Raw genomic sequence first — 16,633 nt, 5'->3', positions numbered from 1 at the left:
GTCGGTAATGCCATGGGTTATCCTCTCAAAAAATGTTTGAGGATAATTGAGCGCATTAAAAGATGTTAGATGGTGGCGTTGGACGCTTACAAACTTTGCGACAGAACCGAAGATCGAATCAAGCGTCATTAACGTTCAACCAGCACAACCTCAACTGTATTCACTTCACCATTTCGCTGAAATTTCAATTCAGTTTTCTCTCCGGCTTTGAGCGTTCGCAAGATATTAGCGTAAGCTGCCAAATCACTGATGGGTTGCCCGGCCAGTTGAATTAGGATATCACCTGGTAGTAACTGTGCCTGTTGCGCCGGGGAGTCGAGGTTGACGTTGTCTACGCGCACGCCCCTGCCTGTGTACGAGAAATCAGGTATGGTGCCGAGGCTGGCGGTGCGTTTTTCTCGTGAGCCGGTGAGTTCGGTTTGTGCTGCTTGCGTTGGCAGCGTGACGGTGAGCGGTTCGATGCGGTTGGCTAGGTATTCGGTGGCTTCCTTGAGAATCGCGGCGATTTTGACCAATCCGGCGGAGTCTATTTTATCGGCGGTGTCGCCAGGAGCGTGGAAGTCTTCGTGTGCGCTGGCAAAGAATTGTACTGCGGGAATACCGGCCTGGATGAACGCGGTCTGATCGCTGGAACCGAAATCATCTTGCACCGCGTTGACCGGGATACCGGTGACAAAGCCTGCGCCACGGAAGATATGCACCAATTCACGGGCGGTACCGGTGCCAAATACTGTGACCGGATTATTTTCAAGTCGTCCAACAGTATCCAAATTAAGCATCGCGATGATTTTATCGGTAGGGTAATCTTTGCTGTTGCCAATGTAGTGCCTGGAACCCAATAGATTGGCTTCTTCGCCGGTGAACGCGACAAATATGACGGTACGTTCCGGTTGCCATTTTGGTGCGATTTGGCGCGCCAGTTCCAGCATCACAGCAATGCCGCTGGCATTATCGTCGGCGCCATAATGAATTTTCCCCTGATGCGCGGCGCGTACATCCGGCCAGCCCATGCCGAGATGATCGTAATGCGCGCCAATGACCAGACTCTGCCCGGCAAGTTGCGGGTTGGTGCCGGGCAGGATGCCGATTACATTCCGCATGGAAACATTGCCTTTGGGGGCGCCGACATCCTGACGCCAGGTTTGGAAATAACTGTTACCGTCTCCGCCAGGTATTAAGCCGATTTGTTGAAAATGCTTGGCAATATACGCGGCGACGGTATCCAGTTCCGGGGTGCCCAGTTCACGTCCTTTGAACAAATCGCTGGCCAAATGCGTAATATCTTCCATCATGCGGCTTTCAGAGAAAGCCGGTGGTAGTTCTGCCAGTGCACGACGCGGCTTGGTAATGCCGGTGTGCAATCTGTCGACAGGATGACTGTCTTTTTGTTTGATCCACTGCGTGAGCGGTGATTGCGTGATCGGCCATTGTCCCTTGTCGATATTGGTCAATTCGTCGCCTTTGAATACCAGATAGCTGTATTTGCGGTAGTGCGGCAATTTATTGGCGAGCTCTGCAATCGCTTTGGGATTGTCAGCCGCAGCCCATAACAGCGTTTTGTCCGGATTGGACGGTTGCCGGGTGGTCAACACGACGGCATGATCAGTCTGTGGATAGTTTTTCTGATTCAGTTGCAATTGCTTGTGCTGATAGGCAACGCCTCGATCTGCAAGGGTCTTGGTAACCGCATCGGCGAATTTATTCTGCCACCCCATGATCCAGATGGTGCGATCTGCGGGTAAAGTCTGCAGTTGATCGTCGGTGATGATTTCCAGTGGACTCGATTGAGTTTTTTGCCAGTTCATGGCCAAATCACGATACGCTGCCAAAACAGTTTGATTCTCCCGTGAAGGCAAAATCAGTAACGGCTTTTCCGCGCCAAAACCTTGCGACAAGGCGGATGGAATCTCGCGGCTATCCAAGCGCCTGAAAACATCGAAATGCGGGTCAAGGTCGATGTGTATCGGGCGATTGGAAAAATCCATCTCGATAGTTTGCGTGCGCCGATCGACGCTGATTTGCGATTCCAAAGCCATATCTTCACCCTCCAGCGTAACGGAAATGGGTACTCTCAAACGGTAAAGATCACCCGGCTGGGTTTGCTCGACGGTGAGGGTGAGCTTAAATCCTTGCGCCGTGCGCTCGGTCTCGGCATTTCGCAGCACTAGGTCAGGTGCGCCAGCTCGATGCACCCATTGTTCAAACTGCTGCGAAAAATCCTGGCCGGTGGTTGTATTAAATGCCGCGAGCAAATCCGCAAACGTCGCCTGCTTGAATTTGAACTGCTTATAAAACTGCCGCAGCACGCGGGTGAAAGCCTCGTCACCCAATTCCTGGCGCAGCATGTGGAAAAACATCATGGTCTTGCCGTAACCGATGGCTTCTGAGCTGGCGCTATGGCGCGATATGAAACGGATGATCGGGAAATCTTTCTCCTTGCTGACGAAGTCCGCGTATTTCTGCAGCACGTCGCGTCGATATTCGTCGCCTTTGCCACGTTGCTCGTTGACCAGATGATCGGCCAGATAAGCAGTCAATCCTTCCGCCCAATTGCCTCGGGCATAATCGACAAACACGCCATTTCCCCAATAATTGTGCAGGATTTCATGTGGATAAGAGGAATGCAAAATAAATGGGAAACGAATCACTCTGGGGCCGAGCAGCGTAAACGATGGCATGCCGTAACCACTTTCCCAGAAATTTTCGACCAGCGCGAATTTACTGTACGGATAAGGGCCGATCAGCTTGTTGTACATCGCAATGTATTGTGCCGTTGCGTCCAGATACTTCTGTGCCAGTGCCGGATCACTGCTGCGCAAATAAACAAGGGCATTTACCGCGCCGGCGGATTGCGTGTAACGCTGATACCGCCCCGCAACGAGATAAATATCATCCTGCGGCTGCTTTTCCTCCCAAACGACGTGTTGTTGCGTTGCACTTGTTCGGTTCTCGCGCAGTAACGTGCCCTGACTCACTACATCCCAATCGGACGGTACTTGGATATCCAGTTGGAACGACACCAACGCATCGCCAAACTGCGGGTACCACACGCTGGAATTAGCCAGAAACACGCCTTCCGGTGAAATCATTCCCGGTGTTGAACCGAAACTGCGAGAGTATTCCCGCCCCGGTCCATGTACTGCATGGTGGATCTTGCCGCTGAACTGCAGCTTGAATGCATGCTGGTTAGGCGGCAAAGTCACCGTGTAACGCCGAATCGAAATCGATCTGGCTTTTAAGGCTACTTCGTTCTTATCCGCCTCGATTGCAGCATCTTCTATATTCGTAATCGTTAAACCGGCGTGCAGAAAGAACTCAAGTTGTACTGGTTCTTTTGCATTGCGTACCCAATCAGGGATTTGAATTAGGTCCTTAACGCGGATTTCCGAAGTATCCGGCCATAGTTGGATTTCCATCTGGTGATGGAAGGTTGAAGCACTGGCGGATGGAACCATGCTGTAAAACATGTGACCGATGATAAAAATGCATGCCACACCAAAGTTAATTAATTTTTGCATTTTTTATTTTAATCGATTGGATAGATTATAAATTCGAGTGTTTTGATAAAAAAGCTGCGTTATCACTCATTGCATTCTATTACATTGAGTGTTTACTTTCCTTTTGAGCCTATGTTTAAATGCTTTTTATTTATCTGGTTACTAGGTGTTTTTAATTCTATGAGAAATTTTTTACAAATAACATCCTGCGGCTTTCTGCTGCCGCTGGTTTTTCTAACAGCAACCAGCGTCAATGCAACTGATTTTATCACCGACGAACATCAATTGTCCGTCAAAGAGAAAAGAGCCGGAGAAGCGTATTACCGGGCGGATGCGAAATGGATGATTTATCAGGCGGAAGTGGCGGATGATAATCCGTTCTATCAGATCTTTCTGAAGAATATTAACGATGGTGCCGTGCAGCAGGTGTCTCCAGGCACTGGCAAAACCACGTGTGCGTGGGTTCATCCGGCACAGGAAAAAGTATTGTTCTCGTCCACTCATGAGGATAAGGAAGCCAAGGCCAAGATGGTTGCGGAGATTGAGCGACGTAAATCTGGTGAGCAGCGGTCTTATTCCTGGGATTACGATGAATTTTACGATATTTACGAGACCGATTTTTCTGGTGGCAATATCAGGAATCTCACCAAAACGTTGGGTTACGATGCAGAAGCTTCATGGTCTCCCGATGGCAAGTTGATCGCGTTCGCATCCAATCGCCGTGCTTATAGCGGCGAATTGTCCGATGAAGAGGCCGCATTATTCAAAGCCAATCCGGCCTCTATGATCGATATTTACATCATGGCCGCCGATGGCTCCAATGTTAAGCGACTGACGCACACCACAAGTTACGACGGCGGCCCATTCTTCAGCCCTGATGGTAAAAGAATCGTATGGCGGCGTTTTTCGGACGGTGGTCGCGAAGCGGAAATCTTCACCATGAATATCGATGGAACCGATCAAAAACAGATCACGCGTTTGAATGTGATGTCATGGGCACCTTTCTACCATCCTTCCGGAAAATACATTATTTTTGCGACTAATTTGCACGGACATCGCAATTTTGAATTATATATCGTCGATGTGGATGGGCAAAAAGAGCCCGTTCGTGTGACCGATAAGGAAGGTTTTGACGGTTTGCCGGTATTTACTCCCGATGGCAACAGTATCACTTGGACGAGTGATCGCACACCGGATAAAAAGGGTCTTTTGTTTCATGGTAAATGGAATCACGCAAAAGCACTGGAGAGTCTTTCGTTGAAATAGTCACTGCTGGAGTTATATTGATGTCTGAAACACAGTGAGAAATCTTTAGAATCTTTAGATATTGCCCTTACAGATTTCTCACTGTGTCTGAAGCTATAGCTATATAAATATTTCTAGATCGATTCCGATGTGTCAGAGAAAAACTTTTCTTTGCGTTTTAGTTCGTCAAAATAAAGCGATTCATTAGGTTCAAGTTTATGTCCAAGACTCTGAATTTGCTGCCATATATCAGGAAATTTTCTCATTCGCTTAAAGCGTCGGGCGTTCTTTTTGAAATCTCGTTTATTGTTTGATTTGTACAATAATTCAAAAAGCATCAGCCAAGTAGGTACATCACGTTGATTTATTGCCAGTTGCCTTTGCAGCAACTCAATGGCAGCGTCAGGGTTTTCCTGTTCGATTAATGTGTGCGCTGCGGATGCTGCCTGGTCAGAAAGGTCAGGCGGATCAGACGAATTATTATCTGCAAATTGAGTGGTTTTATCATTGTGGTGCAATAAAACTGCTTCATAGCGATGGCGTTCGACAGTAAATAATTCGTCTACAGGTCCTGCTAATCTTTCTTTGATTTTCTTATGATTGCGTAACATCATAAAAACAACCATTAAAGTCAGAATAATTCCAACGAGGAAGGTTGTGTCTGAGAATAAGGCTACGTCAATTGAGTCTGCCGTGAATTCATTCGGAGTTGCTGAATTATCAATTGACTGTAATATAAGGTTTTCTGCTATAGCAACGGTGTCAATATTCTGATGTGCCTTGTTCTCGGGTTGAATCATTGAATCGGTGCGAGGCTTTAATTCGGTATCCGGAATAACCTCAACATGCTCGACTTGTTTCTCCTGTGCGATTGAAGCTTGCGATAATAGTAGTGATTGTAATGAAGCAATGTGTGTTTCTATCGACGCAATATTTATTGTAAGCTGATTGAGTTGAATGGCTTCGCTATCAGCAATCTGTTCTAATTGTCCAATCAGCTTGAGGGACAATTGATGATTTTTTGACTCTGATTTAATTGATCTTGTAGTTGTTTCTTGCGGTTTACGTGTAGCTGAATCTTTTGCGGATTTGGGTTGTCGTGATTGAGTGGCAGGTTTTGCATAGGCGTTGATCGTTCTTAAATCCGGGATATGAATAGTTGTTCCGATGGGAATGGGTTGATAAATGCCATCAGGAAAATGCTCCGAGTTAGTCTGAATGATGGCGCGGATGAGAGTATCCCGAGCAGCGGCATTCTCGGGATATATCAGACGTGCAATCTGTAAAATATCCTCGCCAGGCCGGATTTGCCATGGCATTCCTTGTCTTGTATTTTCTTGTCTGGAAGCATCAATCCGGTTAGACGAAATGCTTTCTGACTCAGAATATGAAACAGGTACTTCAGCCGAAACTGAAGTACCTGTTAGAAAGAAAAGAATGACAGTGATTAATTTGCCAATGATTGCAACCATTTAGTTTAAGAATATTGATTATTTACAGAGTGTGGCAATTGCTTTGTTCGCGTCATCAATTTTTCTTTGGCGCAAGTCATCATCCACATAGACAATTCCACCACTACCGTCCGGAATCGTTAAGCGAGGCGAATCGACGTACATTCTAAGCTGAGTCTTGGCTTCCGTGCATTTTTTTTTGTTTATTTCAGCTTGTGCCTGACCTTTAGCTTCGTTCTCTTGTCTTTGCTTTCTGCGCTTTTCAAATTCTTCTCGCTCATCTGAAAGAGTGTTCGATTGGCTATCTTGCAGGCTTCCGCTAGCCGGTGCCGTATGGATATTCAATTGTTGTTCTTTTATATGTACATGAGGAGGAGGCGGTTGATCGGTGTAATGTGTTTTGCCGGTTTCATCAACCCATTTGTATATTTTCGCATTGACGACAGTGTTCAATAACAACACGATCACAGTGAATACAAAAATTCTCATTGCATGCTCCAGAAAGAAATAGATCCGAAATACATCGGTCTTGTATTCAGGCAACTTAAGATTTTATGCATTAAAACATATTAACTAGAAATATGCTGTATTCTAAGTTGAATTGGCACGAAAATTGTTGGCGAATTTGGCTATAATGTCGCTTTGCAAAGGATTGTCATTATGCAATTGACTCAAAAAGCGCTCACCTTTGATGATGTTCTCTTGATTCCGGCCCATTCGACGGTTCTGCCGCGTGACGTCAGTTTGGCGACACAATTGACCCGCACCATTAGCTTAAATATTCCACTCATATCCGCAGCCATGGATACTGTGACGGAGGCGCCATTAGCTATTGCTTTAGCGCAAGAAGGCGGCATCGGCATTATTCACAAAAATATGTCTATCGAGGCTCAGGCTGCACATGTAGCTCAAGTCAAGCGGTTTGAAAGTGGTGTAGTCAAAGATCCTATTACGATTCATCAGGATATGACCGTGCGTGAGGTGCTTGAACTGATACGTCGGCACAAAATATCCGGATTGCCGGTAGTGAATGGCAAGAAAGTGGTCGGGATCGTTACCAACCGGGATCTGCGCTTTGAAACTAACCTCGATCAAGCCATCAAACACATCATGACACCGAAAAACCGCCTGGTGACGGTTAAGGAGGATACTACGCGCGAAGCAGTGTTGGAATTGCTACATAAACACCGCCTGGAACGTGTTTTAGTGGTTAATGATAAGTTTGAATTATGCGGATTGATTACGGTCAAGGACATTATCAAAACTTCGGAATATCCGCTCGCCAGTAAGGATGAACAGGAACAGTTGCGTGTCGGCGCAGCCATTGGCGTTGGAGAGGGTAGTGAAGAACGTGCAATAGCACTGGCGGATGCAGGTGTGGATGTGATTGTGGTTGATACCGCACATGGTCACTCCCAGAGTGTTCTGGATCGCATTGCCTGGGTCAAAAAAAATCTGCCGTCGATTCAGGTAATCGGTGGCAATGTGGCGACAGCAGCAGCTGCCAGAGCGATGGTTGACCATGGAGCGGATGCAGTGAAAGTAGGTATTGGTCCTGGCTCCATTTGCACCACACGTATTGTCGCAGGAGTTGGCATTCCCCAAATAACTGCTATTCATAACGTATCCGAGGCATTAAAGGGGTGTGGCGTGCCGATGATTGCCGATGGTGGGATTCGCTATTCGGGTGATATTGCCAAGGCGCTGGCAGCTGGTGCAAATTCAGTAATGCTTGGGGGATTGTTTGCCGGAACTGCGGAAGCACCGGGAGAAATTGAATTATTTCAAGGCCGTTCTTATAAAAGCTATCGCGGCATGGGCTCGCTTTCGGCCATGCAGCAGGGCTCCAGCGATCGTTACTTCCAGGAACAGGAGCACAAAAATAGTGACAAGCTGGTTCCAGAGGGTGTGGAAGGGCGTGTTCCGTTCAAAGGCAGTGTTTCTGCGGTTATTCATCAGTTAATGGGAGGGGTGCGTTCGAGCATGGGGTATCTGGGGTGTGAATCGATAGCAGCGATACACAACAACGCAGAATTTGTTGAAATTACCTCAGCCGGTATACACGAATCCCACGTGCACGATGTTCAGATCACTAAAGAAGCACCCAATTATCACGTTAAATAACGACTCATCATAATGCATCAAAAAATCCTGATTCTGGACTTTGGTTCTCAATATACACAACTGATTGCCCGTCGTATTCGCGAAACGAATGTTTATTGCGAATTGCATCCGTATGATGTCGATGAGGCTTTTATTAAGGCTTTTGCACCCAAGGGTGTCATTCTTTCCGGTGGACCTGCATCGGTAACAGAAATGGAAACGCCACGTGCGCCGCAAATTGTATTTGAACTAGGTGTGCCGGTGCTGGGTATCTGTTATGGAATGCAAACCATGGCGGCACAGTTAGGCGGTATGGTTGAAAATGCCGCCGTGCGCGAATTTGGTTATGCAGAAATTCAAACGACTCAGCATGGCGCATTGTTTCGTGATGTTAAAGATCGTGCCAGTGTGGATGGAAACAACATTCTGGATGTATGGATGAGCCATGGTGATGCTGTGATTGCACTGCCTCAAGGATTTGAAGTTATGGCATACAACGCTGCTACGCCTATTGCCGCCATGGCGGACGACAAGCGTCGGTTCTATGGTATCCAATTTCATCCCGAAGTCACGCATACACTGCAAGGAAAAGCTACGATCGATCGATTTGTGCACGACATTTGTGGCTTGGGGCGTGATTGGAACATGCCGGATTATGTCGAGGAAGCGATTAGCAGAATCCGCACTACAATCGGCAGTGATCAGGTAATTCTGGGATTGTCCGGAGGTGTCGATTCATCGGTGGCAGCGGCGTTGATACATCGCGCCATTGGCGATCAATTAACGTGCGTATTTGTAGACAATGGTCTGCTGCGTGCCAATGAAGCCAGACAGGTGATGGATACTTTCGCGGGTAATCTGGCGGTTAAAGTGATTCATGTCGATGCCAGCCGTGATTTCTATCGTAGTCTCACCGGTATTTCCGACCCGGAAAACAAGCGCAAGATCATTGGACGCGAATTCATCGAGGTATTTCAGCGCGAATCGGCAAAAATAAACGATGTCAAGTGGCTTGCGCAGGGCACGATTTATCCCGACGTGATCGAGTCTGCTGGTGGCAAAAATAAGAAGGCGCATACGATCAAATCACATCACAATGTCGGCGGCTTGCCGGAAACACTACATCTCAAGCTGCTTGAGCCGTTGCGGGAATTGTTTAAAGATGAAGTGCGAGAGCTTGGATTGGTATTGGGTTTGCCGCGCGAGATGGTATTCCGTCATCCATTTCCAGGGCCTGGATTGGGTGTGCGTATTCTGGGAGAAGTCAAATACGAGTATGCCGAACTGCTCAGACACGCTGATCAAATCTTTATCGAAGAACTGCAGCGTTCTGGTTGGTACGAGAAAACCTCACAAGCCTTTGCAGTCTTTCTGCCGGTCAAATCTGTCGGTGTAATGGGAGATGGCCGCACTTACGAATACGTCATCGCGCTCCGTGCCGTGCAAACCCAGGACTTTATGACTGCGAATTGGGCAGAGTTGCCGTACTCTTTACTCAGCAAGGTTTCCAGTCGCATCATCAACGAAATCCGCGGCATCAACCGCGTCGTTTATGATATTTCAGGAAAACCGCCGGCGACAATCGAATGGGAATGATTCGACGTCTGGCACTGACAGGCACTCTCTAGCATCACCAAGCAGATTTTTTTAATGGTATGTTTGATGGTATTGTCCGACCTAATACCACGGCTTCAAAGAAATACCATACCATGATTTTTGGTCCGGCATTGACAGCACGTCGAATCTTTACATAGAGTTCCACTGAGTACATCCTTCTTGCCTTCCACTTGATAGTAAACGCATCAGTTTATAGGCATTGGGCTGGTACACTATCTTTTCCCGATCGCCGCGTGATCTAGTACGCTTCAGTGGTATATTTTTATGCCGCTATTTACAATGATGAGTTTGTGGCACATATATATAATATATAACCATCAGGGAGGTAGATGAATGCTTTTGACGAAGGAATGCATCGCATTGCTTGTTTACACCGATAAAGGATTGACGACCACCTGCGGTTGGGCGATCAAGTTTAAAGATTCTTTGTCGCACTCATGGAGAGGCATCTGAAGTATGTCATCTGTTCTGGCCTGGATTGACCACGACTCAAAAGCGAGAGAACGCACACTTCGCATTCTTTCTCTTTTCCAGGAAAAGGAAAGCCGTGACGAGCTCGGGCTTGGCTCGGTACGGGATAGTTTCGCCGACCGGCTATTTCCCGGCACCAGTACAATCCAGACGCGGCTGCGCTATATGCTTTTCGTGCCATGGATTTATCATTCCCTGGAAGAAAAACGATTGCCTGCGGAGAACTTCGCCATCCAGGCTGACCTGCTGGAGAGAGGCTTGGTTCAGCCATTGATGGATTCCGATGATATGGCAGGTGTATTCGGAAAAACCGCAGGGAAGAGTCTCAAACGTTTGCCCAGCTCAGTCTACTGGGCCGGTCTCGGCGTCTGGGGAATACGCCTGACGCCCTTTTCGCAGGATGAATATCATAGACGCATCGACGAAGCCTATCGTCGTCGGCATACCCTGAAGGCGCTAGAAAAAGACGCCAGGGCGAGAGGAGACGATGTCGATCAAGAGCTAAGAATGGCTACGCTCAGTTGGCATCCTCGATTGCCGGAGCCGCCGGAAGAATTTCCATCAAAGATCGATTTCGCTTTATCTCGGGAAGAAGCTGAATTTATCCGGGATCGTATCCAGGTTGCTTGCCCCAACAGCCTACTCTCTTTCCTGGTGATGCACTGCGAACCTGCCGACACTCATGCCCCATGGTCACATTCGGATTACGCTAGCTTTTCCGATCAACACAAAGAGCTCCTGACTCATGCACGGCTCTTCTCCGAGGTGATGCATGGGGCTTCACTCTCGTATAACGTCCAGCTCGCCAGACTTCGAAACCATGACGATCTTGTGGCGGAGCATCAGGCGAGTTTCGATGAATGGACCGCAAGTTTTCCCCTGGAGGATGTTCGTGCGTGGTCAGTTAGCCGCCTCTGGGAGTTGACCATCGATCACAGTCACAGCGTCACACCGCAAACGCGATCGTTTGTTCAGCAGTGGATCGACCATACCCGGAAATCCCCCAAAGACCTCCTTTCTAATGCGGAGGCCCTGAACCTGATCAAAAGAAGGGAGATGAAACTCAAAGGCACACGCTCCCGGTTCAGAAACCAGAGAGCGCTGGAGCAGTGGGGGGGGTACTCCGGGGTCGGCAGACTCGTCTACCGCTGGCCGAATGTGAAGGTGCTTTTGAACGATTTGTACCAGGGTATTAATCGGGAGCAGGTATGCTGAATCCGAATTCCCGAAGCCTCTATACCTCGGCATTGACCCCTCCGCCGGGAATGATTTTCGACGAGGCCGTTGCGACCACCTTTTCAATGGACCCTGCGTTACTGCTTGAGGCCCCTGTCTACCTGGCGCTCATGTCGGCGGACGGTCAAACAGATCCTGATCCGCTAGCTGTGCTTGAGGCCATCCGCAGGTACTCGAAACGCATAACGGTCTATGTTCAACGAGGACGGATTCAAGTCCCCCAGATAGCCAAGCCAAACCCTCTGTTTGGTTTTCTGGAGGACATGGTTGTTGAGGTAACGGCCCCTGGCGGCGGTGTCTTTCACCCAAAGGTTTGGGCAATTCGTTTTGTCAGCCCGGATCAAAGCAGCGCAATGTATCGCCTGGTCGTGCTCACCAGGAATATGACCACCGATCAATCCTGGGATCTGTCGCTTCAGCTCGAAGGGTTGATTGCGGGCCGAAAGTCAAAATTGAATAAACCGCTGGCGCATTTCTTCAACATGCTGCCTGATCTCGCCAGTGGATCAACAGAAGCAGGGAGAGTGGAGCAAGCGCTCCGATTCGCAGAGGCACTTCACCGGGTACAATGGGAACTTCCCGACGGTTTTGATGAGCTGGCCTTCTATCTTCCGGGAACGCAGGGGTTTGATTGGGAGCCTCCCGAGGCGAATCGGATGGCTGTCATTTCGCCCTTTTGCTCAGACCAGGTTTTACAAACATTAGCGAAGCAATCCAGGGCCGCGGATGCGCTCATCTCGCGGCCGGAATCATTATCCGGCTTGAAGCCGGAGACGCTGGCACTCTTCACGCATTGCCTGCAGTTGGATGAGGCGGCGGAAACCGAGGATGGCGAGGAAGACAATACCGCAGAGCATCCGCTTGCGACCGGTCTTCATGCGAAGGTCTATCTATTCGAGACCCGATATTACTCCGACTATACCCATGTGATTATGGGTTCCGCGAATGCGACCAATGCAGCGCTTAACGCGGCGAAGAATATCGAGATTCTGGTTGGGTTAGTTGGCAAGAAGAGCAAAGTTGGCGGCATCGACGAGCTTCTAGGCGCTGACGGCCTGGGTGAATATCTAGTCGATTTCGACTCAAGCAAGGAATCGGTGATCGATGAGGTACGCAAGGAAGCGGAAGACTGTGTCGAGCGGGCGCGATCCCGGCTGTCTGAAGCCGCGCTGTCTATAACGTGTAGCCCCGGATCTAAAGAGGGCTTGTGGGCTCTGCTGCTGACCGGAAAAATTCCATCCCTTGATGGGATCTTAGGTGCTTCTGCATGGCCGATAACCGTCACTCGAGATTTCTCGGTGAACATTTCCGGCAATGATTCACATGATCGAATCAAGCTTGGAGAGTTTTCTGCTTCTTCCGTGATCGGTCTCATTGCCTTTGAGTTGAAGACCCATCATCCGGATGTGACGGCCCGGTTTGTGCTGAATCTTCCCGTTACGGGCATTCCTGAGGAACGCGACTCCGCCATCTTGCAAACTGTGATCAGCAATCAGGACGGGTTCATTCGTTACCTGTTGCTCTTGCTGGGCGATGATACGGCATCCGGACTTGAAGCTGGCAGTGGCGCTGGGTGGGCAAAATGGCTGGCCCGGTTGGCCGCAGGTGAGGACATTCCGTTGCTGGAAGAACTCACCCGCACCTACAGCCGCCACCCAGAAAGGCTGTCGGAAATCTCGGGGTTGGTTCGTGATCTGTCGCAGGGAAGCCAGAATGCCATTGTCCCTGAAGACTTTTTAAATCTTTGGACGGTTTTTGAATCGGCTGTTTCTGAGTCTACGACCGGGCCGCGCGATGCCTAGCAATCGTTTTCTATCAGCGCCTGCACTGACTGGGTTAAAAGACTTCCAAAAAACGACCGTGGAGTACGTCTTTAAGCGGCTCTATGGTGATGACCCGACGTCCCGTTTCCTGATCGCCGATGAAGTAGGTCTCGGAAAAACGCTTGTTGCTCGAGGCATCATCGCCAAGACCCTGGAGCATCTTCAAGATGACGTAGAGCGGATCGATGTGATCTATATCTGCTCCAATGCTGCCATTGCGACCCAGAACGTCAATCGGCTCAACGTCAGTGGCAGAAAAGATTTTTCAATCCCCACGCGGCTGACCTACCTGCCCAAACAGGTGCGGTCCCTGCGCAAGAACAAGGTGAACTTCATCAGCTTGACCCCTGGCACCGCATTCGATCATGCCCGTAGCCGAGGGGGACATGCCAACGAACGGGCCATCCTTTATCGGATGTTGTGTGACTTGCCTCTGGCGCAGAGTGAGCGACGGCGACGGTTGCGCGTCGGCCTGCTTAATGTTCTTCAGGCGACAGCGGGTAAGAAAAACTGGCGAGCCAAAGCCAAAAACCTTCCCGCCGAAGATCTGGATTCCGATCTTTCCAAGGCGTTCCGGCGGGCCGTCCGTGAAGATACCGAACTCTATGGAGACTTGAAGGAGGGCTGCGAACGCTTTGCCCGGTATCGCGACTACAGCAGAATTCCCTGCGAGGATTCGGAGCTGCGCTACAATCTGATCGGAAGGCTCAGAAGTAAACTAGCATCCGTGTGCCTTTCCGCACTTGAGCCCGACCTGGTTATACTCGATGAGTTTCAACGATTCAAGCACTTGCTGGACGGCGACGACGAAGCCTCCATGTTGGCGACGGCACTCTTTGAACATCCCGACGTTCGCGTTCTTCTGCTTTCCGCCACGTCCTACAAGATGTTCACCCTCGACCAGGAGACTGACGAGGACGATCACTATCCCGATTTCATCCGGACGCTGAATTTCCTGTTCAATAACGCAGGCAAAGTCGACGCGGTCAAAGGTCTCTTGTCAGACCATCGAACGACGCTACACGCCTGCGTCAATGGCGCGGTATGCCCTCCGGGGAAGAAGGCCGAACTTGAACAGGCTCTCCTGAAAGTAATGTGTCGAACGGAGCGGGTCGCCACGACCCGAGACCACAACTCGATGCTGAGCGAAATTGAACGGGCTGCGCCTCTTAAGCCGGCGGATCTTCAGCATGCGGCGACGGTTGACGCGGTGGCAGTCTGTGTCAAGGCCGGGGAGCCCATCGAATATTGGAAGTCAGCGCCGTATCTGATCAACTTTTTAAAACATTATGAGCTGAGGCATAAAATGGATGCCCAGTTGAATACGCCGTCGGATGCGCTTCGAAAGGCACTTTTATCGGCAAATGGACAGTTGCTGACGAAGGATACATTTGAAGACTACCAGGCTCTCGACCCAGCCAATCCGAGGATGCGCTTACTGTTCGAGGACACGATTGATAAAGGCATGTGGCAGCTCTTGTGGATGCCACCGTCTATGCCGTATGTCGAGCCTGGTGGCGCATACCGTGAAAAGGATAGCTTGACCAAGGCGCTTGTTTTTTCCTCATGGAGCGCCGTTCCAGACGCTGTGGCATCCATCTGCTCGTACGAAGCTGAACGACATATGATTGCCGGAACGCCGGTCTCACACAGTGAACTGTATGACAAAATCAAGCCGCTGCTGCGGTTTGCGGTAGCCTCCAGCGATAATCGCCTGACTGGCATGCCGGTCATTGCCTGGTTGCTGCCGTCACCAACCCTGGCTACCAGGATTGACCCGCTTGAGATTGCGCTTCGTCATGGTCGCGAACCGCTCGACATTCAAGAGCTGAAGGACGAGGTCAAGGCTGTTTGCCACGATTTGCTCGCAACCCTGCCTGAAGCCGGGGAAGGGACCCGGGCCGATGAGCGATGGTATTGGGCAGCGCCCATTCTTATCGATTCCCATAATGGTCTGTTGGACTGGTGCAAAAGTGAGCTGGGATGGAGGTCCGCTACGCCAGACCATGAATCAGGCACCCGATTCAGAGATCACATCGATCTGCTGGTCAGCGTTGCAGAGGGCAATATCCCTCTCGGTCCCCAGCCGGCTGATCTTGTCGATGTGCTATGCGACCTTGCCTTGGCCGGCCCCGGGGTGTGCGCATTGCGGGCGCTTCGTCGTATCGGTACCGAGCTCGATCCGTTCGATCGAAAGCTGCTGTCAGCCGCCGCAAGAATCGCGTCCGGCTTCCGTTCGCTTTTTAATATGCCGGAATCGATTGCCATGCTGCGGGGTTCTGGCGAGGACACCTATTGGCGGTTAACGCTTCAATACGGTGTCGATGGCAACCTCCAGTCCGTGCTCGATGAGTACGTGCATGTCCTTCGTGAGTCGTTGGGCTTGCAGGAGCACTCACACGAAGAACAAGTCGCTGGCATTGCTGAATGCATTCAATCAGTACTGTCACTGCGCACTGCCCAGATTCGCATTGACGAGATAAAAGCCGCAGGGGATGGATTTGTTGTTGATGACTTCAATACCCGCTGCCGGTTTGCGCTCCGCTTCGGCGATATTCGCGATGACAATAACCAGGCGCTTGTGCGGGCCGATTCGGTGCGGGATGCGTTTAACTCGCCGTTTCGTCCCTTTGTCCTCGCTTCGACCTCAATAGGCCAGGAAGGGTTGGATTTTCATACCTGGTGCCACGCGGTAGTGCATTGGAATTTGCCGTCTAATCCTGTTGACCTGGAGCAACGGGAGGGGCGGGTCCATCGCTATAAGGGGCACGCAGTCAGAAAGAATATTGCGGAACGCTATGGGTTGAATGCGCTATCTGGATCTCACGAGAGAGGCGATCCTTGGCAGACACTTTTCCAGATTGCATCTAAGAGTAAAGCCGAAGGCTATTCTGATCTTGTACCGTACTGGATTTTCGAAGAAGGTTCTGCTCGTATCGAACGCCGCATCCCGCTGCTCCCGTACAGCAAAGAGGTCGGAAAACTCAAGCGATTGAAACAGGGGTTGGCGCTCTATCGAATGGTGTTCGGTCAGCCGCGCCAGGAAGATCTGCTGTTCAGCCTGAGTCAAAACGGTAGCCATGAGTCGGCGGATTTTTCGAACTGGTTGATTTCGCTTCGACCTCCGGTGGATACGATATCCAACGATAACCCACAAGATCCTACGCGTCATTCGCACAGGGAAGAATAG

At 49.9% G+C, this 16,633-nt stretch carries 9 protein-coding genes; 6 read left to right on the top strand and 3 right to left on the bottom strand.

Going from position 1 to position 16,633, the window contains the following annotated elements:
* Positions 1 to 128: 128 nt before the first annotated feature.
* Positions 129 to 3,518: a M20/M25/M40 family metallo-hydrolase gene (locus C7H79_RS07145; protein WP_106706605.1), complete on the bottom strand. Its 3,390-nt coding sequence runs from the start codon at positions 3,516 to 3,518 to the stop codon at positions 129 to 131.
* A 159-nt stretch (positions 3,519 to 3,677) separates the two neighbouring features.
* Here C7H79_RS07145 and C7H79_RS07140 point away from each other — a divergent pair, with 159 nt between their 5' ends.
* Positions 3,678 to 4,763: a TolB family protein gene (locus tag C7H79_RS07140; RefSeq protein ID WP_242447185.1), complete on the top strand. Its 1,086-nt coding sequence runs from the start codon at positions 3,678 to 3,680 to the stop codon at positions 4,761 to 4,763.
* Positions 4,764 to 4,876: 113 nt separating this feature from the next.
* Here the strand turns inward: C7H79_RS07140 and C7H79_RS07135 are convergent, their stop codons facing one another.
* On the bottom strand, positions 4,877 to 6,214 hold the full coding sequence (locus C7H79_RS07135; protein ID WP_106706604.1) for a type IV pilus assembly protein FimV: 1,338 nt from the start codon (positions 6,212 to 6,214) through the stop codon (positions 4,877 to 4,879).
* An 18-nt stretch (positions 6,215 to 6,232) separates the two neighbouring features.
* Positions 6,233 to 6,682, bottom strand: a complete 450-nt coding sequence (locus C7H79_RS07130) for a DUF4124 domain-containing protein (protein WP_106706603.1) — start codon at positions 6,680 to 6,682, stop codon at positions 6,233 to 6,235.
* Between the two features lie 171 nt (positions 6,683 to 6,853).
* On the opposite strand from C7H79_RS07130, the gene guaB reads away from it, so the two are divergent.
* From guaB to C7H79_RS07105, 5 genes are all read left to right on the top strand, one after another.
* Positions 6,854 to 8,317: an IMP dehydrogenase gene (gene guaB, locus C7H79_RS07125; protein ID WP_106706602.1), complete on the top strand. Its 1,464-nt coding sequence runs from the start codon at positions 6,854 to 6,856 to the stop codon at positions 8,315 to 8,317.
* A gap of 12 nt (positions 8,318 to 8,329) precedes the next feature.
* The gene (gene guaA, locus C7H79_RS07120) at positions 8,330 to 9,892 is read left to right on the top strand and encodes a glutamine-hydrolyzing GMP synthase (protein ID WP_106706601.1); all 1,563 of its coding nucleotides are present in this window, start codon (positions 8,330 to 8,332) and stop codon (positions 9,890 to 9,892) included.
* 477 nt (positions 9,893 to 10,369) lie between these two features.
* Positions 10,370 to 11,599: a DUF6361 family protein gene (locus C7H79_RS07115; RefSeq protein ID WP_106706600.1), complete on the top strand. Its 1,230-nt coding sequence runs from the start codon at positions 10,370 to 10,372 to the stop codon at positions 11,597 to 11,599.
* Positions 11,593 to 13,422: a phospholipase D family protein gene (locus tag C7H79_RS07110; RefSeq protein ID WP_106706599.1), complete on the top strand. Its 1,830-nt coding sequence runs from the start codon at positions 11,593 to 11,595 to the stop codon at positions 13,420 to 13,422. Before C7H79_RS07115 ends, C7H79_RS07110 begins: the two co-directional genes overlap by 7 nt.
* On the top strand, positions 13,415 to 16,633 hold the full coding sequence (locus tag C7H79_RS07105) for a helicase-related protein (protein ID WP_106706598.1): 3,219 nt from the start codon (positions 13,415 to 13,417) through the stop codon (positions 16,631 to 16,633). Before C7H79_RS07110 ends, C7H79_RS07105 begins: the two co-directional genes overlap by 8 nt.

The organism is Nitrosomonas supralitoralis (assembly GCF_003011925.2).
GTDB classification, from domain to species: domain Bacteria; phylum Pseudomonadota; class Gammaproteobacteria; order Burkholderiales; family Nitrosomonadaceae; genus Nitrosomonas; species Nitrosomonas supralitoralis.
This window is presented reverse-complemented; position numbering and strand designations above follow the sequence as displayed.

Coding starts and splice junctions, on each gene's coding strand:
- C7H79_RS07115 (WP_106706600.1), top strand. CDS start 10,370: ATGTCATCTGTTCTGGCCTGGATTGACCACGACTCAAAAGCGAGAGAA.
- C7H79_RS07135 (WP_106706604.1), bottom strand. CDS start 6,214: ATGGTTGCAATCATTGGCAAATTAATCACTGTCATTCTTTTCTTTCTA.
- C7H79_RS07110 (WP_106706599.1), top strand. CDS start 11,593: ATGCTGAATCCGAATTCCCGAAGCCTCTATACCTCGGCATTGACCCCT.
- guaA (WP_106706601.1), top strand. CDS start 8,330: ATGCATCAAAAAATCCTGATTCTGGACTTTGGTTCTCAATATACACAA.
- C7H79_RS07130 (WP_106706603.1), bottom strand. CDS start 6,682: ATGAGAATTTTTGTATTCACTGTGATCGTGTTGTTATTGAACACTGTC.
- C7H79_RS07145 (WP_106706605.1), bottom strand. CDS start 3,518: ATGCAAAAATTAATTAACTTTGGTGTGGCATGCATTTTTATCATCGGT.
- guaB (WP_106706602.1), top strand. CDS start 6,854: ATGCAATTGACTCAAAAAGCGCTCACCTTTGATGATGTTCTCTTGATT.
- C7H79_RS07140 (WP_242447185.1), top strand. CDS start 3,678: ATGAGAAATTTTTTACAAATAACATCCTGCGGCTTTCTGCTGCCGCTG.
- C7H79_RS07105 (WP_106706598.1), top strand. CDS start 13,415: ATGCCTAGCAATCGTTTTCTATCAGCGCCTGCACTGACTGGGTTAAAA.